We start from the raw sequence: 18616 nt of genomic DNA, 5'->3' as shown, positions 1-18616 counted from the left end.
TGGTTGAGGCAATCCCCTTTCTCCTCCGCCTCACGCGGCTTCACCAAACAACGTCTCAATCAGCGGACATTCCGGTAGCGTGCCGTCGGCGCACTGAGCCACCACATCTTTCAGCACGCGCTCCATCCGTCTGAGATCGGCGATCTTCGCCCGGACGTCATCGAGATGTGCGGCGGCAACGGCGCGTGCCTCGGCGCAAGGCTGATCGCGCTCGTCGACAAGGCGAAGCAGTTCGCGAACTTCATCTAGCGAGAAGCCGAGTTCACGCGCCCGCAGCACGAAGCGAAGGCGCCGCTCGTGCGTGGTGTCATAGCTGCGATAGCCGGCTGCCGTGCGCGGCGGCTCGGGCAGAAGGCCGACCTTCTCGTAATAACGCACTGTCTCCAGATTGCTGCCCGTCCGCCGGGCGAGCTCCGCCCGCTGCAGGCCCTTCACCTGGGCGTGATCGCGCATCGCAAAAACCCTCTTGACTCTGTAGTGACTACAGACTGCATCCTACGCCTCAATAGGGATTTCGACAAGGGAAGCGAGGTCAGACATGGTTGCATCGCGATCGGGAACTGCGGATTCGGTATCCGCTGCATCTGGTCTCTCGCCGTCCGAGAAAAGCGAAGCGGGGCGACAGCGCCTGGTCGCCGTCGGTGGGATTCTCGGCGCGCTGGCCGCCTCCTCATGCTGCATCATTCCACTCATCCTGTTCAGCCTCGGCATCGGCGGCGCGTGGATCGGCAACCTCACGGCTCTGGCGCCTTACAAGCCGCTCTTCGTCGCCGGAACTGCGGTGGTTCTCGGGTACGGCTACTATCTCGTCTATTGGAAGCCCAAGCGGGCTTGTGCCGTTGACGCTGCCTGCGCGCGCGCCATTCCGAACCGCCTCGTTCAAATCGCACTATGGATCGCAACACTGCTCGTCATCGCCGCTTTCGCTTTCGACTATGTCGCTCCGCTGCTGCTTCGCGCCTGAGATGAAGAGGAGATTTGCCATGAAGAAGAGTTTGACCGCCTTTGCCCTGATCGGCTCGGTGATGGTGGCCCCAGCCGCTTGGGCTGGAGAGCGCACTGTCACCTTCGCGGTCGACAACATGACCTGCGCTTCCTGCCCCTACATCGTGAAGAACTCAATGACCGCGGTCCCAGGCGTCGCGAGGGTGGCTGTGTCGTTGCAAGCTCGAACGGCAACCGTGACTTTCGATGACGCCAAGACAACCCCGGACGCTATCGCGGCCGCGAGCGCGAATGCCGGCTACCCCGCACATCCAAGACCGCAGGGTAGCTGAGATGACAGACCGGACTGCGACCTGGGCGGGCATGGCCGGCGCGATCCTCGCTGCACTCTGCTGTGCAGCACCGTTCCTTGTTGCGAGCCTCTCCCTGGCAGGAGTGGCCACATGGCTGACGGGTGCAGGCCCAGTCGCTCTTGCCCTAACAGTCATAGGAGACGGCCTGATCGCATGGGCGGTCCACCATCGTCGGGCAGAAGAAGCGAGCTGCGAGACAAACACCCGCAACGGAAGTGTGAAGCTATGAACGACTGCTGTGCATCATCCACTAGGGACAAGGCTTCGCCATCTGCATCCGCGGCACTGCCGAGCTTTGCCGTGCGGCCGGGCGTGACGTTTCCCGATTGGTCAGTTGTCACCTCGTCTGCAGTCCGCGACGCTTTGCAGGCCATGGTCGGTTCCGACCATGTTCTCGACCGGTGGAATGGCTACGATCCTGCCACGGACCGCATTCGCGTCGCACTGCTGCAGCTCTATGCCGAGGACGGAGGGGCCCCGGCAATCAGCACCCTCGCTGGGCGCGCCGGGTTGAGCGAGAACACCATCCTGTCGCTGCTCGAAGACCTCCGCCAGCGTGACCTCGTCGTTCTCGATCACGGCAACATCGTTGGCGCCTATCCCTTCACTGAGCGGGACACGGGCCACCGCGTCACGTTGGACGGGCGTGCTCTCAACGCCATGTGCGCGGTTGACGCGCTTGGCATTGGCGCCATGCTCGATCGCGACGTCGTCGTCGACTCGCGCTGCCGTCATTGCAATACGCCGATCCGGATCAGCACGCGCGATCGAGGGCACGCGCTGGCCCATGTCGAGCCGGCGACAGCCGTCATGTGGCAAAGCGTCCGCTATGAAGGCGCATGCGCAGCTAACTCCTTGTGCGCGNCGACCGCCTTCTTCTGCACCGACGACCATCTCTCTGCCTGGCGCAACGGACGCCCCGCTGACGAGCCTGGTTTTCGTCTATCCATCGAAGAAGGACTGGAGGCAGGCCGCGCTTTGTTCGGGCCAAGTCTTGCTGGTCTCGACGTGGTATCGAAGGACACGGCAGTCGCCAGCCGTCCCCTCCGCGCCGACGGCCGCAACGGAGGGGCATACGACCTTGCCGTGATTGGCGCCGGCTCCGCCGGCTTTTCCGCTGCGATCACGGCCGCCGATCAAGGCGCTCAGGTCGCGCTGATCGGCAGCGGCACTATCGGCGGCACCTGCGTCAATGTCGGCTGCGTGCCGTCAAAGACCCTGATCCGCGCCGCCGAGACGCTGCACAACGCCCGCGTAGCNGCGCGCTTTGCCGGCATCACGGCCGAAGCTGGACTGACCGACTGGCGCAGGACTATTCGGCAGAAGGACACGCTGGTTTCTGAGTTGCGCCGGGCCAAGTACGTTGACCTGCTCCCCGCCTATAACGGCATAGCCTACTACGACGGGCCGGCGCGCCTCATCGACAGCGGCGTCGAGGTGAATGGCACGCGCATTCCCGCCGGGAAGATCATTATCGCCACCGGTGCACGGCCGGCAGTCCCCGCCATCCCTGGCATCGAGGCCGTGCCGTACCTAACCAGCACGACTGCACTCGACCTGGAGGAACTGCCGCGCTCGCTGCTCGTCATCGGTGGCGGCTATATCGGCGCCGAGCTCGCGCAAATGTTTGCCCGCGCTGGCACGAAGGTTACGCTTGTCTGCCGGTCGCGGCTGCTCCCGCAGGCTGAGCCCGAGATCAGCACCGCGCTGACGGGATATTTCGAGGATGAAGGCATCACCGTCGTCTCAGGCATTGCCTATCGTGCGGTCAAAAAGACCGACGACGGCGTTTCGCTGACAGTCACGCGGGACGGTCAGGATGTAGCGATCGACGCCGATCAGGTGCTGGCCACCACCGGACGAACGACCAATATCGAAGGCCTCGGGCTCCCGGAGCACGGCATCGCCGTCTCGGTGGAGGGCAGCATCGTCGTCGATGACCGAATGCGCACGACCAAAGCCGACGTCTATGCCGTCGGCGATGTCACCGGCCGCGACCAGTTTGTCTACATGGCCGCTTATGGCGCCAAGCTCGCCGCCAAGAACGCCCTCAACGGCGACAGCCTGCGCTACGATAATAGCGCGATGCCGGCCATCGTCTTCACCGATCCACAGGTGGCGAGCGTCGGATTGACCGAGGCTGCGGCGCGCGCTGCCGGACATGCGGTTCGCGTCTCAGTGATTGGTCTCGACCAGGTGCCGCGTGCGCTCGCCGCCCGCGACACCCGTGGCCTCATCAAGCTCGTGGCGGATGCCGGCAATGGTCGCTTGCTCGGCGCCCACATCCTCGCGCCGGAAGGGGCCGACAGCATCCAGACCGCGACACTCGCGATCCGCCAAGGCCTGACCATCGACGATCTAGCCGACACAATCTTTCCATACCTCACCACTGTAGAAGGGCTGAAGCTCGCCGCACTGGCGTTTGACAAGGATGTCGCCAAGCTATCGTGCTGCGCCGGATGAACGGCCGGAAGGGCCAGGGCAGCACTCCGGCACGCAGGCGACAGGAAGCGCGCCTAGAACCTTGCCCGCGCACTCAATTACCAAACAAAGGGCATTTAGGAGGGAATTAGAGGGCTATAGCGTAAACATAGTTCTCATCATCACCCGGTGCAGAGCGCCAAATACCGCCGATTGCCGCACAAATTGATCTCGTTTCCATTTAATTATCAAATAGATAGAGATTTTACGCGTGATTGGAGGCGTCGTTCACGTACGCCCCACCATTCGGTACGGCCCCTGTGAGGATAGGTATCGCCCCAGGGCCGCGGGGCTGAGTCAACTATCTTGATCTCCGGCACATCAAAGGCATCGGAGAACGGGCGAGGAGCTGGGCGGCTGGGACGCAAAGCGGGAACCAGATGAGAATTATGTCCACGCTATAGCCTTCCAAAGGGGCCGGCATTCGGGTTCGCGGTAAGCCTCCGGTGAGGGCCGCACCTTCACTCGTGGGTGGGAGGATCAGGCCGCCTGAGGAAGCGTGACGACTGCGGCTGGGCGCCAGTTCCAGGGCAAGAGCTCGTCGATCTGCTGCGCGGGATGGTTGGCGATGCGGGCCAGCACATCGGCGAGCCAAGCCTGGGGATCGACGTCGTTCAGCTTCGCGGTGGTGATCAGGGTCGCGACGGCGGCAGCGCGTTCGGCGCCCCTGTCGGACCCGGCGAACAGCCAAGCCTTGCGTCCGAGAGCAAAACCGCGAAGCGCGCGTTCGGCCGCGTTGTTCGTCAGGCAGACCCGCCCGTCGTCGAGGAAGCGGATGAAGGCCGGCCAGCGCCGGAGCAGGTAATCGATCGGCTCGGCGACGGCCGCGGAGCGCGACAGCCGCGAGCGCTGGTCGCGCAACCAGGCTTCGAGGTCGGCGACGAGCGGCGCGCTCTCGCGCCTGCGACCCTCGAGGCGCTCGGCGGCCGAGAGCCCGTGGAGGCCGCGCTCGATCGCGAACAGGGCGTCGATGCGCCTGACCGCCTCCAGAGCGATCGGCGAGATCACGGCCGCATTCTTCATGCGCCGGGCGCTGCGGGCGATGTCGGCCAGCTCGAAGAACTTGCGCCGGGCGTGCGCCCAACAGAAGGCCGGCGTCACCGTCCCGGCGGGGCGAGCATCGTAGAGCCCGTTGTAACCGCCATAGGCGTCGGCCTGCAGGATGCCGCCGAACCCGATGAGGTGGCGCTCGGGATGCTGGCCCGCCCGGTCGCGCGAGGCGTAGAAGAGCGCCGCCGGCGGGTCCGGGCCGCCGAACGGGCGGTCATCGCGCACGTAGGTCCAGATCCGGCCGGTGGTGGTCCTACCTTTGGCCAGGATCGGCACTGTGGTGTCGTCGCCATGCAGTCGCTCGGCCGCCAGCACGTGCGCCTCGATCAGCCGGTGAAGCGGCCGCAGAGCGGCCGTGCAGGCGCCGACCTGGTCGGCCAGCGTCGAGACGCTGAGCGCGATCCCCTCGCGGGCGAAGCGCTCGCTCTGGCGGTTCAAGGGAAGATGCTGGGCGAACTTGTCGAACAGGATCGTGGCCAGGAGCTGCGGGCCGGCGAAGCCTCGCGGGACCACGTGGAAGGGTGCCGGTGGCTGCGTGATCCGCTCGCACTCGCGACAGGCGAAGCGCTCCCGTATCGTCTGGATCACCTTCCAGCGGCGCGGCACCACCTCCAGCGTCTCGGTCACGTCCTCGCCGAGCTTCGACAGCTTCGCCGATCCGCAGCACGGGCAGGCGGACGGTGCCGCGATCACGACGCGCTCGCGCGGCAGATGCTCCGGGAGAGGGCGACGCGACGGCCGCCTTGGCTGCCGAACGGTTCGGGACGCCTGCGCGGCGGCTGCCTGGGCAGCGGCCTCGTCCTCGCTCGCGGCCGCCTCCAGCTCCTCCAGCTCGAGCTCCATCTGGTCGAGGAGCCGCGCCTGACGTTCCGAGCGGCTGCCGTAGAGCGCGCGCCGCAGCTTCTCGATGGCGAGCTTCAGGTGCGCGATCAGCGCCTCGGTGCTGGTCAGGTCGGCCTTCGCACCGGTTGCGTCAGCCTCGGCCGCGATCCGGGCCGCGCGCTCGACCAGGATCATCGCGTGCGCGGCAGCGAGATCGGCAGGAAGCGATTCGGCGATCACGCGATCGATGGAATCACGTCCGCGCCAGCCCGCAAGGCCGATCGTCAGCCGACCGAGGTCGGACGCCAGGTTGCCTGGGGATGACGCCAGTCGATGCCCGACAGCAGGTAGCCGAGCTGGGCAGTCGATATCGTTACCGCCCCGTCGGCTGGAACCGGCCACAGGAAGCGGCCCCGCTCCAGCTTCTTCGTGAACAGGCACGCGCCCTGGCCGTCGTGCCAAATCACCTTCAAAAGATCGCCGCGGCGCCCGCGGAAGCAGAACAGATGACCGCCGAGAGGGTCCTGCCGGAGCACCTCCTGCACCTGTAGCGACAGGCTGGCGAACCCCTTGCGCATGTCCGTGTGGCCCGTCGCGAGCCAGACCCGGACGCCCGTCGGGACCGGGATCATCGCCGCTCCAGCACATCGAGCACCCGAGCCAGCGCCGCCGCGTCCACGTCGGCGCCGACGGTCAGCCGCCGCCCGGAACCGAGGTCGATCTCGATCGACCCGGTCGCCTTGCGGCGCCGTCTCCGAGCTGGAGACGGCTTCGCCGCGGCTGGCTCGGCCGTGACCTGGACAGGGAGGAAGACAGGATGCGGCTCGGAAGCTCGCACTCGGGCCAGACGACGCCATGCGAACAGCAGGCTCGGCGCCAGATCATGACGTCGGGCGACCTCGGACACGGAGGCACCCGGAGCAAGCGTCTCAGCAACAAGTCGGGCCTTCTCGTCCAAAGACCAGCGCCGTCGCCGTTCCAATCCCAGGATATCTGCACGCATCCGCTACCGACCTTAAGGCGAGACTTAAGGTCATATGCAGATCACCTCATCCCCGGTCCGCAAGGCGGCCTTCGCCGGATGGGTACGGTTCGCGAATAGTCGATCACAATGTACCCGACAGTTTGAGCTTGACCTTCCAATCGCTGGAAGCCGCACATTGTTGTCTTGCCACTACGATGTGGCTGTTGGCATACCCGAAGGGAGGTGTGCAATTACAATGAAGAACGACTCTTCGCTTGAAGAAAGGGTTGCCATCGCTTTCAAGCAAGCCTTGCGCGAGCAGCGCTTTGCCGTTGCCGAATTGATGCTTCAGGCGCTTGAACACATGAACTCGGAATGTCGATGTAAGGCCATTTTGGACGATGCCTTGCTTACGATCGACACTCCGCGACAGGAGGTGAGACCGGCAAAGCGGCGTATCCATTGAGCAACATCGGGAAGATGTCGATGTAGAGGCCACTACGGCCTCCTTAGCCGTGATGATGCTCGGCGCCTCCGCCGCAGCCGCTCGACAGATTCCAGACGTCGACCAATTGTTCGCCGGTGAAGCGATGCTCGCGGATCAGGAACTTGGCCAATCCGCCATAGACCCGCCAGCGCCAGCACTGGCAGCAGCAGGGTCCCTTCTCATCGGAATTGTCCATCGCATACTGATAGGCTCGCTGCTCATCTGGCGAGAGAGCCAAATCGTAAACGCTCATGGCCCTCTGTGCAGCGCCGGCGGCGATGTCATAGGGATCGGACGGAATTTCCGGGATTGCGGCATATTTCTTGAGCGCCTCGATCTGTTCGCCATAGCGGTGCCGGTCCATCGGGGCGCAGCACGAGCCCTGAAGTCGAGCAGTGACTGGCATCTTGGCAATCGACTCGGTGAATACCGCCGAGCAAGTGCTGTTGCCGTGCTTGCTCAAAAACTCGAAGCGCTCATCGAGTGTCGGAGACGTAGCGGCCTCCGCCGAGATGGGGATTGCCCATTGGAGCGTGAACAAGCCTACCGCGAAGGAGAACTCCCGGCGAGAGAGCCCTCGTTGCCATTTCTCCTTTCTTCGCATGTTGCATCCTCCTCATCTCAGCCAATGCGAGCGAGCATCGGGACATTCTCCAGCAGCCAGAACGAAAACGTCGACATCGTTCCCGTGAGTATCGCGACGCCCATGGCAACCATCACGCCACCAGCGCCTACCTGCAGGGCTCGCCCCAGGCGACGCATCGTCTTCAGCCGCTTCGCTAGGCCTCCCGCGAAAGCGGCCGATGCCAGGAATGGCACGCCAAGCCCGATCGAGTAGACGGTCAGCAGGACGATGCCGGTCGATGCCGTAGACGACAGGGCGCTCACTGTCAGGATCGCGCCAAGCACCGGTCCAATGCACGGGGTCCAGCCAAAGCCGAAGGCGAGGCCGAGAAGGAAGGCGCCGAACGGCCGCCCTCCGCGGATTCTGCCATGAAACCGGAGGTCCCGTTCGAGCCAGGGCAGCGGGACGAGCCCGGTCATGAAGATCCCGAACAGGATGATGATAATCCCACCGACGAGCCCAGCCTCGTAGCGATAGGAGAGAAGCAGCCGGCTGAAGGCGGTCGCGGTCGCGCCAAGCGCCACGAAGACGATTGAAAAGCCGAGCACGAAACATGTGCTGAGCAGCAGGGCCGAGAGCCGATCCGCGCCAGCGCGATTGCGTTGGTCGAGAGTGTGGCCGGAAATATACGACACGTAGCCCGGCACGAGCGGCAGCACGCATGGCGACAGGAACGAGATCACGCCCGCAGAGAAGGCACTAACGAGGCTGATGTTGGAGATCGCTGACACCGTCTCACCCCTGCCACCGCGGCGAAGATCGCCGCTTCACATCACTTTCCGGCGAGCTCAATCCGCTCGCATGCGTTCGATGCCATCAGAAGAGCCCTTTGAGCTTCTCCCATAGTCCCGGTTGCTGGTGCCCATGCGGCCTTTGCGCGCGATTGGTGAGCGCATTGACGAAGATCACCAGATTGACCGGTTCGAACTTCAAGCCATGAAAGCGAGCCCGCAGCCGCCCATCCTGGTCGATGACATGGGTGACGATGCCGTGCATCTGCATGCCGTCGTCGCCTTGCGTGAACTTGAGCCCATAGGCCTCTGCGATCTTGCGAGTGCTGTCCTCGGGCTGATCAGGCGTCGCTGTTAGAAACACCCAGTTTACAGGGTCGAGGCCGTGAGCCTTGCCGTAGTCGCGCAGGACCTCGCCTGTGTCGCGCTTCGGATCGGTCGTGATGGTGACGAACTCGACCATCGCCTTCATCGGCGTCTGGTTGATCATCACCTGGAGCTCGGCGATCCGCTCGGCGTGGAGCGGACAGACATCAGGACAGTTCGTGTAAATGAAATTCAGCACGACGACCTTGCCGCGCAGGCCGGCGAGGCTGACGACGCGGCCATCGGCATCCTGCAACGAGAAGCTGGGCGCCTCGCTGTCGACTGGCTGGAAATACTTGTCCTTGTCGCGCAGATCCTGGTCGACCTCTTCGAGGGAATGCGCCAGGACCGGCGCAATGATCGTCGTCACGAGCGCGAACGCGAGCGCCACAGACTTCAGGAGCTCCATGGCATCACCTCGAAGAACTATCTGCTCCCGGCAAACAGCACGACCCGCGAGCGCTGGCCGAGCCATCGGGCACAGCCGCATCGCTGGCTCCGGTCGGCGATGCCTTGGCCGCGGGCGAACTGCTCGCCCGGTTCATGCACAGGCCGAGCGCACACATGGCGAGACACGGAAGCGCGCTCAGCAGCAGAGGAGCAGCGCCGATCGCAACGAGCCAGCTCCAATTGAACGCTACGCCGAGCGTGAGCGCCAGGATCGCGAGCAGGAGCAGGCCACGCCGACCTTGTAGCCAGCGCCGCAATCGTCGTGGGCTTTCCCGGGGCTCGGCACGGGTCGGCAGGTCAGTCGCATTGATGTCAGTCATAGCGGTTGGTCCTTCTGGTGTGGGGGTGACAGGTGTCCCTCTTTTCGAGCGATGATTGATTTGAGGAATGCGACCATGTCCGGTGCATCCCATTCGGCAGGGCCGATCAGTCGGCCGAGTTCCTGACCCTGACGGTCGATCAGCAGCGTTGTTGGCAGGCCGGCGGTTGCCAAAGCGAAGCCAGCCTTGCCGGAGCTGTCGATGTGAATGCTGAGATGCTGGATGCCGATGTCGGTGTAGAACTTCTTCACGACCTCGGCCCCGCCGCGGTCGATCGACAAAGCGACGACTTCAAAATCCGACCCGCCGAGCGTTGCCTGCAGCCGGTCGAGCGTCGGCATCTCCTTTCGGCACGGCAGGCACCAGGTTGCCCAGATGTTGAGGAGGGCCACCTTGCCGCGGAAATCCGCGAGGGTCTGCGGCTTGCCCTCACCATCGGTAAACTGGAGCTCGGGTACAGGCGCCGGCGTCTCACGCAGCACGAAATTCTGCGGCGGATCGGCAAGTGCCGGTCCGACTGCGACAGTAAGTGTGGCGAGAGTGAAGGCGAGCCATCTCATGACGGACCTCCTTTTGCCTGTCGGCGCAGCCGCTCAATGAGCGGCAGGACGGTCTCCTCCAGCGCCTGGTCGGTGATCGGGCCGATCTGTCTATGCGCGATGCGCCTATCCGCGTCGATCACGTAGGTCTCGGGCACGCCGTAGACACCCCAGTCGATCGCCACCCGGCCGTCGCGGTCGGCCCCGGTACGCGTGTACGGGTCGCCGAGACTGTCGAGCCAGTGGGCTGCGTCCCCGGGCCGATCCTTGTAGTTCAGCCCGTGGATCGGCACCGTCTTGTCTCGGGCAAGGCGCAAGAACAGCGGATGCTCGGCCCGGCAGGCGACGCACCAGGACGCGAAGACGTTGACGAGCGAGACCTCACCATCGAGGTCACCGCTCGACAGGCCGAGCGTGCGGCCCTGGACTGGCGGCAGGTCGAAGATCGGAACGGGCTTCCCGATCAAGGCCGAGGGAAGCTGGCTCGGATCGCTCCCGAGCCGCGCAGCGAATACGGTCGCAAGCCCTCCAAAACCGATGGCCGGCGCGGCCAAAAACAAGCGTCGTCGCGTGACCGCGCCGGCCGGCCTTTTAGTCACCTCCGGGGGGTGTGTGGTTGCGATCTCAGTCATCGCAGGAACTTCCCGGACTGGTCATTCCGTCGCGTAGACGGTTGGAGGCATGCCGTCCTTCGTGAGGGCGTAGATCACGAATTTCTCGGTCTTGGTGCCAGCCATGCCGGGCGAACCCATCGGCATGCCTGGCAGGGTAATGCCGGCAATCGCGGGCTTCTCCGCGAGCAGCCTGTGAACGACATTGACCGGCACGTGGCCGTCGATCACGTAGCCGTCGACGAACATCGTGTGGCAGCCTTGGAACGCCTCCGGGACCCCGGCCTTGCGGCTGATCTCGGCCAGATCATTGGTCGGCTTGACCTCCACCTGGAAACCGTTCTGCCGCAGGTAGCCGGCATAGCCCTCGCAGCAACTGCATAGAGGGCTCTTGTAGAGCGTCGCGCGAATGCCGGTGTCTGCCATCGCCGGGATCGGCAGCAGCAGAATGGCGGCGCTCCCGAGCAGAAAAGTTCGTCTTTGCATCGATGATCTCCTTCATCAGGTTCGAGTTCAGGCCACGCGCAGCACGGTCATCAGGCCGGCCACCTGGTGGTCCATCACATGGCAGTGCAGCATCCAGTCGCCGGGATTGTCGGCGACGAAGGCAACTTTGACCGTATCCTTGGGCGCCATCAGGACGGTGTCCTGCCACTGCCGATAAGGCACCGGCGCGCCGTTGCGACCGAGCACCAGCATGCTGTGGCCGTGCAGATGCATCGGGTGCCACCAGGCGGTCTCGTTGCGTAGGTTCAGCACGATGCTGCGTCCGCGCTGGAACGTCAGGACGGGCTCCATGCCGGCATGACCGTCGCCGGTCATCGACATGCCGTTGATGGCCCAGGCGGCTCCGCCGCCCATGCCCATCATTCCGCCCATCATGCTACCGCCCATCATCCCGCCCATTCCGGTCATGCCGCCGCCACCCATCATGCCGCCCTGAAGCGTCAACTCGTGGCGCTCCGCATCGGCAAGGTCGAGCTCCGGCAGGGGATTGCGTGGCAGACTGAGCGTGTCGAGCGGATGCGACCTGATGGGTGGCTTCTCGTCATAGGCGAGTTCGGTCACCCGGTAAGCCAGGCCGTCGTAGAAGTCGTCGACCACGCGATAGCGGCGCCCCGGCTCACCTTGCAGGTCGAGCGCGACGTCGATACGCATGGCGGGGCCGAGCAGAATCCGGCTCCCTTCGGGCTCATGCGGTTCGCAAGGCTGGCCGTCGACTGCCACGATCACCGGCCGGTGCCCCTCGAAGCGCAGTGCCATGATGCGGGCGAGCGAGCCGTTGACGAGGCGCAGGCGGACACGTTCGCCGGCACGCACCGGCTCCTCCTTCGACACGCTGCCGTTGAGCGTGACGGTGTTGCCGACCCGGCCGGACATCGCCGCTTCCATGCGGTTGCCGAAGCCGGCGGCGATCTCACCCTGCGCGTTCAGCCGCCAGTCGGCCAGGAGCCAGAGAAGGTCGCGATCGACGGCGATGGGCTCACGCTCCTCGATAATGACGGCTCCCGCAAGTCCGCGGCCGAGCTGCTCGAGGCTGTTGGCGTGCGGGTGATACCAGAACGTCCCTGCATCCGGCGGCGTGAACTCATAGGCGAAGCTCTCGCCCGGCTTGATAGGAGGCTGGGTCAGGCCGGGGACGCCATCCATGGGGTTTGGTAATCTGATGCCGTGCCAATGGACCGTGGTCTCCTGGTCGAGACGGTTCTCGATGGTGAGGCGTACTGGCTCGCCTTGGCGCAGGCGAACGAGCGGGCCGGGCACCATGCCGTCGTAAGTCCAGACATCCGTTTCCGGATGACCAGTTCCGGCAAGGCGTGCGCGGGCTGGACTTGCTACGATGCGGCGCTCGACAGGTGTGGCGGCCCAGGCCGGCCGCTGCCGCCAAGCCATCGTCAAGAAGAGGCCGCCACCCGCCTGGAGCAGGGTCCGGCGCGAGAGAGGGTAATTGGATTGCGTAGTCACATGCGATCCTTCCGATCATCGTTGATGACGGAACGCGTCGGCGTTCAGCGAGCTATCGCGTGAAAAAGGCGCAGACACGTTCGCTCGACCGGCTCGGTCGCTTCTCGCGACGGCCGGGGTGTCAGCCTATGTCGGTGGTTCGCGGTGGGTAAGGATCGGGCGGCGCTCGCCTTCCATGAAGAAAGGCGTCGCGCGCCGGATAGGAGTCCGCTTTTTGAGCTGCCGGCATGGATGCTCCCTCCGGGAGCATCGCGAGAATGGGAACGGCGCAGACTACACCGCACACCATCGCCTTCATGCCATCATCGCCGCCGCCATTCGGACAGCCAGGGCAACCGTCATGTGCCGAGCCGGTCATGTCGGAGGCCATCGCCATTTGCGCCGACATGCCGCTCGCCTGAACCGCAGAGAGGCTCATCCCCACGGTGACGAAGACCGCGAGGAACATAGCGACAAGCTTTCGAGCCGACCAGCGTTCCATGGCAACTCGAAGGATGACGCCAAAATGCGCCAAAAACAAGCCGTCACCGATGCTTGCGACCTTCGGCCGCCCGCGAAGTAACGCGAAAATATTCGGCCCCCTCGCGTTGGTCATCGGAAAAACAGATACTTGATGAGCGCGGCGATCACGAGAGCAATCAGGATGATCCCGACGATCCCCGCGAGGCCCATGCCCCACATCATTCCGCTGCCCATCATGTCGTTCATCATGGCAACCTCCTTTCATTCGGCGGCTTCCTTGAGAGGAGGCAACCTGAACTCTGCCTCGATCAACTCCGCAGAGGACGTTGACGGCAACCGCCATCCCTTGATCAGGCCGTAGATGGCGGGGATCACCACCAGGGTCAGGAGGGTCGACGAGATCATGCCGCCGATCATCGGCACAGCGATGCGCTGCATCACCTCAGACCCGGCCCCTGTGCTCCATAGGATCGGAACGAGACCGGCCATGATGGCGACAACCGTCATCATCTTCGGTCGAACCCGCTCCACCGCACCCAGCATGATCGCCTCATGGAGATCAGCGCGGGTGAATCTGCGCTTCTGCTTGGCGCGTTCCTCCTTCAGTTCGACCATCGCTTGCTCAAGGTAGATGAGCATAACCACGCCGGTTTCGGCAGCGACGCCTGCGAGCGCGATGAAGCCGACGGCGACCGCGACCGACATGTTGAAGCCGAGCCACCACATCAGCCAGACCCCGCCGACCAGCGCGAACGGCAAGGACAGCATGACAATGAGGGTCTCGGTCAGCGCCTTGAAGTTCAGATAGAGCAGCAGGAAGATGATGAGTAGCGTGACCGGCACGACGATCTTCATGCGTGCCTCGGCGCGTTGCAGATATTCAAACTGGCCGCTCCACCCAACGGTGTAGCCGGGCGGCAGCGTCACCCGCTCAGCAACGGCCCTTTGGGCATCAGCGACATAGCCGCCGAGATCACGGCCGCTGATGTCGACGAAGATGTAGGTTGCAAGCTGGCCGTTTTCCGTGCGGATCGACGTGGCGCCACGCGTGAGCTCGACCTTGGCCACTTCGCCGAGTGGCACCGCCCCGCCGCCAGGCAGCGGCACCTGCACATCCGTCTCGATCGCCCTGGGGTTCGAGCGCAGATCCCGCGGATAACGAATATTGACCCCGTAGCGCTCTCGCCCTTCGACCGTCGTCGTCACCGTCTCGCCACCGAGCGCGGTCGCGATGACGTCCTGGACATCGCCGACGGCAAGTCCGTAGCGGCCGAGCGCTTCGCGATCCGGAACGATATCGAGGTAATAGCCGCCGATCACGCGCTCGGCATAGGCGCTGGATGTCCCCGGTACGTTCTTCAGCGTCGCTTCGATCTGGCGTGCGATCTTCTCCATTTCGGTCAGATCAGTACCGAACACCTTGACGCCAACGGGGGTGCGGATGCCGGTCGACAGCATGTCGATGCGGGCGCGGATCGGCATCGTCCAGGCGTTCGACACGCCGGGGAACTGCAGCGCCTTGTCCATCTCCGCCTTGAGGCTGTCGATGGTCATGCCTGGCCGCCACTGCTCCTTGGGCTTCAGATTGATGATCGTCTCGAACATTTCGGTCGGAGCCGGATCCGTGGCTGTCGCCGCGCGCCCGGCCTTGCCATAGACAGAATCGACTTCGGGGAAGGACTTGATGATGCGATCCTGCATCTGCAGGAGCTCCGCTGCCTTGGTCACCGAGAGCCCCGGCAACGTTGTCGGCATGTACATCAACGTGCCTTCATTGAGGTTCGGCATGAACTCGGAGCCGAGCTGGCGGGCCGGCCAGACGGAAACGCCAAGAACGACGAGCGCCAGCAGGATGGTCAGCATCTTGGCCTTGAGCACGCCCCGGATCACCGGGCGGTAGATCCAGATCAGGAAGCGGTTGATCGGGTTCTTGTGTTCCGGAATGATCCGTCCGCGCACGAAGATCACCATCAGCGCTGGCACCAGCGTCACCGACAGGAGCGCCGCGGCCGCCATGGCGAAGGTCTTGGTGAAGGCGAGCGGACCGAACAGACGGCCTTCCTGCGATTCCAACGTGAAAATCGGCAGGAAGGAAACGGTGATGATCAACAGGCTGAAAAACAGCGCCGGCCCGACCTCGCTTGCCGCATCGATCAGGGTCTGCACCCGCGATTTGCCCGGTTCGGCTCGTTCGAGATGTTTGTGCGCATTCTCGATCATCACGATCGCCGCGTCGATCATGGCGCCGACGGCAATCGCGATGCCGCCAAGGCTCATGATGTTGGAGCCGAGCCCGATCGCTCTCATGGCCGCGAAGGCGATCAGGATCCCGACCGGCAGCATCAGGATGGCGACGAGAGCGCTGCGGAGATGTAGCAGGAAGACGACACACACAAGGGCGACGATAATGCTTTCCTCGACCAGCGTGCCCTTGAGCGTTTCGATCGCCGCCTCGATCAGATGCGAACGATCGTAAACCGGCACGATCTCAGCGCCCTTCGGCAGGCTGCCGGCGATGTCGGCGAGACGCTGCTTCACATTATCGATCACGGTGAGCGCATTGGCGCCGAAGCGCTGCAGCACGATTCCGCTCGCGACTTCGCCCTCGCCATTGAGCTCAGTGATGCCGCGCCTTTCGTCGGGGCCGATCTCGACGCGAGCCACGTCTCGCAACCGCAGCGGCACGCCCTGGGCACTCTTGAGGACGATGTTCTCGATATCGGCTTGCGACTTGATGTAGCCGCGGCCGCGCACCATGAACTCGAACTCGGAGAGCTCAAGCGTGCGGCCGCCGACGTCGCGATTGCTGGCCCGTACCGCGTCGCGGACCATCGCAAGCGAAATGCCCTGGGCACGCAGCCGGAGCGGATCGACAACTATATTGTACTGCTTCACAAAACCGCCGACACTCGCGACCTCTGCGACCCCCTCGGCCTTGGAAGCGCCGTAACGCACGACCCAATCCTGCAGCGAGCGCAGTTCGGCGAGGGTCATCTCCTTCGCAACGACGGCATATTGATAGACCCAGCCGACGCCGGTCGCATCCGGCCCAAGCCCCGGCGTCACGCCCTGTGGCAGGCGTTGCGCCGCTGCGTTGAGATATTCAAGAACACGGCTCCTTGCCCAATAGGGATCGGTGCCGTCCTCGAAGATCACATAAACGAAGGAGACTCCGAAGAAGGAAAAGCCTCGAACGACCTTGGACTTCGGAACGGTCAACATCGCCGTCGTCAATGGGTAGGTGACCTGGTCCTCGACCACCTGCGGCGCCTGGCCGGGATAGTCGGTGTAGACGATGACCTGCACGTCGGAGAGATCGGGAATGGCGTCGAGCGGCAGCGTCTTCAGGGCATAGAGGCCAGCCGCGACCGCAAAGGCTGTGCCGACGAAGATCAGGATGAGGTTGCGTGCGGACCACGCGATCAGCCGGGCGATCATGGTGTCGCCTCCGCGCTCGTCATGCCGTTCATCGCGGCCTTGAGGTTGCTCTCCGCATCGATCAGGAAGTTAGCTGCAACAACGATCTTGTCGCCGGCCGTGATCCCGGAGCGGATTTCGGTGAACCCGCCGCCTTGTTGGCCAACCTGAACCTGCCGCGGCTCGAAGCGGCCGTCGCCCTTGTACACGATGACGACCTGCCGGCTTCCGGTGTCAATTACAGCATTGTCGGGAACGGCCACGACTTGTCCCCCGCTGCCGCTGGCGATCTCGACATCGGCATACATATCCGGCAGCATCATGCCGTCAGGATTCGGGATTTCGATGCGCACCTTCGTCGTGCGCGTATCCGTCGCGACTTGCGGGTAGATCAGGGCGACACGGCCAGTAAAGGTTTGGCCAGGCTGGCTGCGCAGTCGGATGGTAGCGGCTGCCCCCACCTTGACCGCGCCGAGCTGGTACTCGGGCACGTCCGCCACAACCCAGACGGTCGAAATGTCGGCAAGCCGAAAGAGAATATCGCCGGGCGCGGCCTTCATCCCCTCCACGGCGTTGCGCTGAAGCACGATGCCGTCGCGAGGCGCCCGCCAAGTCATCGAAAGCGGCACCTTGCGTGTCCGTTCGATCTCGGCGATTGCTTCGGGCGAGACGCCGAAATTCTCAAGTCTTCGGCGGGCGCCACCGAGCCCTCCGTCCCTCCCGCCACTGTTTAGGTCGGTGAGGAATTGGGCACCAGCGGCAGCGATCTCGGGCGAATAGAGCTGAAGAAGGGCTTGGCCCTTGGCGATGCGATCGCCGGTCGTCACGCTCGCGACCGTGTTGATGAAAGCGTCCGAGCGTGTTGCAACGACGGTCACGCGCCGCTCGTCGAGCTGCACCGTTCCCGGCACGCGCACCGGATTGACGATCGCTCTTTCGGCGGCCGCCTCCGTCCTCACGCCCGTCCGCTGCAGCTTGCCTGGGGCGACCTTGACCGAAGAGCTATCCTCGTCCTCGCCCTCGTAAACGGGGATGTAGTCCATCCCCATCGAATCCTTCTTGGGTGTCGGCGAGGTGTCCGGCAAACCCATCGGGTTGCGGTAGTACAGCACGCGCTTCGCGCCACCATTGGCGGGGGCGGCTGCTACATCCTTGTTCGCCGACTTGTCCTCGAAGCTCACGTCCTCGTCGGCATGGACCGCGAGGAAGTCCCGGCCGTCGGCGGTCTTCTTCGGCACGGCGGAATAGAAGGGCTGCCCGTCCGGATCGCGGTAATAGATGACAGGTCCCGATTGTGCGGGACCGGCGCTCGCCTGCAGAATTCCGGCACTCTCAAGCCAAGGGACGGCGCGAAGCCATGAAAGGTCAGGCAGCGCGAGATCGCGATGCCCGGCCCAATAGCCTCCGGCCCCCGCCGCCAGAACGGCGGCGAGGGTGAGGCCAATTCGGCCCGCCCGGCTCATGGCACAGCCTTGAACACGAGTTTGTTTTCGAGCGTGCCGGTCTCGCCCTGCACCTTGGCGCCGAGCGACAGGCGCCAACCGCCCGCCATAGAGATCTGCGCCTGGAACCGGTAGACGCCCGGCTCGGGCGACGGCAGCACTTCGATCGGCGCCGCCATCATCTCCATCCCATCGGGTGCCATATCGACCCGCTGAGCGAAGATCACCGCATCTGGCACGGCTTTGCCCGAGCGCTTGTCGACCAGGCGCACGGCGATCACGGCCGCATTGCCTTGCTTGATCTCAGGCTGGACGAGCTGGAACTCGTAGTCCTGAATCCCCGCCCACGCGTTGGAGGAAAAGGCCGCAAGACCGATCAGCACCGCCGTTGCGGTGCGCTTCATTGCAAAAAACTTCATTGTTCAATTCCCGAGTTTCATCATTGATCCGCGCAGGCGCGCGGCTGGGCTCGTGGCAACAGGCCACGGCGCTTCGCCACACGGCAGTCGGCCGCACGGCGCCAGACGGCTCAAAACGAGCCGGCGATGAACTCAGGTTCTGGGAGGTCGTGGAGGGGGTGGTTCGG

At 64.2% G+C, this 18616-nt stretch carries 19 protein-coding genes; 4 read left to right on the top strand and 15 right to left on the bottom strand.

The features are described from left to right. Positions 1–30 precede the first annotated feature (30 nt). Positions 31–453, bottom strand: coding sequence for a helix-turn-helix domain-containing protein (locus X566_RS00180; protein WP_034462638.1), 423 nt, complete (start codon positions 451–453; stop codon positions 31–33). A gap of 85 nt (positions 454–538) precedes the next feature. On the opposite strand from X566_RS00180, the gene X566_RS00175 reads away from it, so the two are divergent. From X566_RS00175 to merBA, 3 genes are all read left to right on the top strand, one after another. Continuing rightward, positions 539–964, top strand: coding sequence for a mercuric transporter MerT family protein (locus X566_RS00175; protein WP_034462637.1), 426 nt, complete (start codon positions 539–541; stop codon positions 962–964). A 19-nt stretch (positions 965–983) separates the two neighbouring features. Next, positions 984–1277, top strand: a complete 294-nt coding sequence (locus X566_RS00170) for a cation transporter (RefSeq protein WP_034462724.1) — start codon at positions 984–986, stop codon at positions 1275–1277. A 246-nt stretch (positions 1278–1523) separates the two neighbouring features. Then, positions 1524–3761, top strand: coding sequence for a bifunctional organomercurial lyase/mercury(II) reductase MerBA (gene merBA, locus X566_RS00165; protein ID WP_034462636.1), 2238 nt, complete (start codon positions 1524–1526; stop codon positions 3759–3761). Positions 3762–4259: 498 nt separating this feature from the next. Here merBA and tnpC read toward each other — a convergent pair whose 3' ends face one another. From tnpC to tnpA, 3 genes are all read right to left on the bottom strand, one after another. Beyond that, on the bottom strand, positions 4260–5846 hold the full coding sequence (gene tnpC / locus X566_RS00160; RefSeq protein WP_051443755.1) for an IS66 family transposase: 1587 nt from the start codon (positions 5844–5846) through the stop codon (positions 4260–4262). Positions 5847–5935: 89 nt separating this feature from the next. After that, positions 5936–6283: an IS66 family insertion sequence element accessory protein TnpB gene (tnpB, locus tag X566_RS00155; protein WP_034462634.1), complete on the bottom strand. Its 348-nt coding sequence runs from the start codon at positions 6281–6283 to the stop codon at positions 5936–5938. Continuing rightward, positions 6280–6654 (bottom strand): IS66-like element accessory protein TnpA, encoded by a 375-nt coding sequence (tnpA, locus tag X566_RS00150; RefSeq protein WP_034462633.1) that lies wholly within the window; start codon positions 6652–6654, stop codon positions 6280–6282. Before tnpA ends, tnpB begins: the two co-directional genes overlap by 4 nt. Before the next feature lie 217 nt (positions 6655–6871). Here tnpA and X566_RS00145 point away from each other — a divergent pair, with 217 nt between their 5' ends. Then, positions 6872–7081: a hypothetical protein gene (locus X566_RS00145; RefSeq protein ID WP_034462632.1), complete on the top strand. Its 210-nt coding sequence runs from the start codon at positions 6872–6874 to the stop codon at positions 7079–7081. 43 nt (positions 7082–7124) lie between these two features. Here the strand turns inward: X566_RS00145 and X566_RS00140 are convergent, their stop codons facing one another. The 11 genes from X566_RS00140 to X566_RS00090 all read right to left on the bottom strand — a co-directional run bounded on the left by X566_RS00140 (position 7125) and on the right by X566_RS00090 (position 18449). Then, complete coding sequence (locus X566_RS00140; protein WP_034462631.1) at positions 7125–7706, bottom strand: hypothetical protein; 582 nt, start codon at positions 7704–7706, stop codon at positions 7125–7127. Between the two features lie 17 nt (positions 7707–7723). Then, positions 7724–8458 (bottom strand): cytochrome c biogenesis CcdA family protein, encoded by a 735-nt coding sequence (locus tag X566_RS00135; RefSeq protein ID WP_051443744.1) that lies wholly within the window; start codon positions 8456–8458, stop codon positions 7724–7726. Positions 8459–8543: 85 nt separating this feature from the next. Further along, on the bottom strand, positions 8544–9233 hold the full coding sequence (locus X566_RS00130; RefSeq protein WP_034462630.1) for an SCO family protein: 690 nt from the start codon (positions 9231–9233) through the stop codon (positions 8544–8546). Between the two features lie 357 nt (positions 9234–9590). Next, positions 9591–10076 (bottom strand): TlpA disulfide reductase family protein, encoded by a 486-nt coding sequence (locus X566_RS00125; protein WP_343213020.1) that lies wholly within the window; start codon positions 10074–10076, stop codon positions 9591–9593. Between the two features lie 74 nt (positions 10077–10150). Continuing rightward, positions 10151–10765, bottom strand: coding sequence for a DsbE family thiol:disulfide interchange protein (locus X566_RS00120; RefSeq protein ID WP_051443743.1), 615 nt, complete (start codon positions 10763–10765; stop codon positions 10151–10153). A gap of 21 nt (positions 10766–10786) precedes the next feature. Next, entirely contained in the window at positions 10787–11230 is a 444-nt protein-coding gene (locus X566_RS00115; protein ID WP_034462627.1) for a DUF411 domain-containing protein, read from the bottom strand. Positions 11231–11257: 27 nt separating this feature from the next. Then, positions 11258–12637, bottom strand: coding sequence for a multicopper oxidase family protein (locus X566_RS00110; RefSeq protein WP_409337801.1), 1380 nt, complete (start codon positions 12635–12637; stop codon positions 11258–11260). A gap of 193 nt (positions 12638–12830) precedes the next feature. Then, positions 12831–13304: a hypothetical protein gene (locus tag X566_RS00105; protein WP_244434618.1), complete on the bottom strand. Its 474-nt coding sequence runs from the start codon at positions 13302–13304 to the stop codon at positions 12831–12833. A 128-nt stretch (positions 13305–13432) separates the two neighbouring features. Next, complete coding sequence (locus X566_RS00100; RefSeq protein WP_034462625.1) at positions 13433–16609, bottom strand: efflux RND transporter permease subunit; 3177 nt, start codon at positions 16607–16609, stop codon at positions 13433–13435. Beyond that, positions 16606–18051 (bottom strand): efflux RND transporter periplasmic adaptor subunit, encoded by a 1446-nt coding sequence (locus tag X566_RS00095; protein ID WP_034462624.1) that lies wholly within the window; start codon positions 18049–18051, stop codon positions 16606–16608. Before X566_RS00095 ends, X566_RS00100 begins: the two co-directional genes overlap by 4 nt. Continuing rightward, a complete protein-coding gene (locus X566_RS00090) occupies positions 18048–18449 on the bottom strand; it encodes a FixH family protein (protein WP_034462623.1) in 402 nt (133 codons plus the stop codon). The genes X566_RS00095 and X566_RS00090 overlap by 4 nt, the downstream gene beginning before the upstream one ends. Positions 18450–18616: the final 167 nt, after the last annotated feature.

Source organism: Afipia sp. P52-10, from assembly GCF_000516555.1.
In the GTDB taxonomy this organism is placed as follows: domain Bacteria; phylum Pseudomonadota; class Alphaproteobacteria; order Rhizobiales; family Xanthobacteraceae; genus P52-10.
Note: the sequence above shows the minus strand (reverse complement) of the source record. Positions and strands in the feature narration are given on the sequence as shown.

Excerpts from the sequence above, each read along its gene's own strand:
- X566_RS00100 (WP_034462625.1), bottom strand. The coding sequence starts at position 16,609 with ATGATCGCCCGGCTGATCGCGTGGTCCGCACGCAACCTCATCCTGATC.
- X566_RS00120 (WP_051443743.1), bottom strand. The coding sequence starts at position 10,765 with ATGACTGAGATCGCAACCACACACCCCCCGGAGGTGACTAAAAGGCCG.
- X566_RS00115 (WP_034462627.1), bottom strand. The coding sequence starts at position 11,230 with ATGCAAAGACGAACTTTTCTGCTCGGGAGCGCCGCCATTCTGCTGCTG.
- tnpC (WP_051443755.1), bottom strand. The coding sequence starts at position 5,846 with ATGATCCTGGTCGAGCGCGCGGCCCGGATCGCGGCCGAGGCTGACGCA.
- X566_RS00090 (WP_034462623.1), bottom strand. The coding sequence starts at position 18,449 with ATGAAGTTTTTTGCAATGAAGCGCACCGCAACGGCGGTGCTGATCGGT.
- tnpA (WP_034462633.1), bottom strand. The coding sequence starts at position 6,654 with ATGCGTGCAGATATCCTGGGATTGGAACGGCGACGGCGCTGGTCTTTG.
- X566_RS00105 (WP_244434618.1), bottom strand. The coding sequence starts at position 13,304 with ATGACCAACGCGAGGGGGCCGAATATTTTCGCGTTACTTCGCGGGCGG.
- X566_RS00095 (WP_034462624.1), bottom strand. The coding sequence starts at position 18,051 with ATGAGCCGGGCGGGCCGAATTGGCCTCACCCTCGCCGCCGTTCTGGCG.
- X566_RS00175 (WP_034462637.1), top strand. The coding sequence starts at position 539 with ATGGTTGCATCGCGATCGGGAACTGCGGATTCGGTATCCGCTGCATCT.
- X566_RS00110 (WP_409337801.1), bottom strand. The coding sequence starts at position 12,637 with ATGGCTTGGCGGCAGCGGCCGGCCTGGGCCGCCACACCTGTCGAGCGC.
- X566_RS00130 (WP_034462630.1), bottom strand. The coding sequence starts at position 9,233 with ATGGAGCTCCTGAAGTCTGTGGCGCTCGCGTTCGCGCTCGTGACGACG.
- X566_RS00140 (WP_034462631.1), bottom strand. The coding sequence starts at position 7,706 with ATGCGAAGAAAGGAGAAATGGCAACGAGGGCTCTCTCGCCGGGAGTTC.
- X566_RS00180 (WP_034462638.1), bottom strand. The coding sequence starts at position 453 with ATGCGCGATCACGCCCAGGTGAAGGGCCTGCAGCGGGCGGAGCTCGCC.
- X566_RS00145 (WP_034462632.1), top strand. The coding sequence starts at position 6,872 with ATGAAGAACGACTCTTCGCTTGAAGAAAGGGTTGCCATCGCTTTCAAG.
- X566_RS00170 (WP_034462724.1), top strand. The coding sequence starts at position 984 with ATGAAGAAGAGTTTGACCGCCTTTGCCCTGATCGGCTCGGTGATGGTG.
- tnpB (WP_034462634.1), bottom strand. The coding sequence starts at position 6,283 with ATGATCCCGGTCCCGACGGGCGTCCGGGTCTGGCTCGCGACGGGCCAC.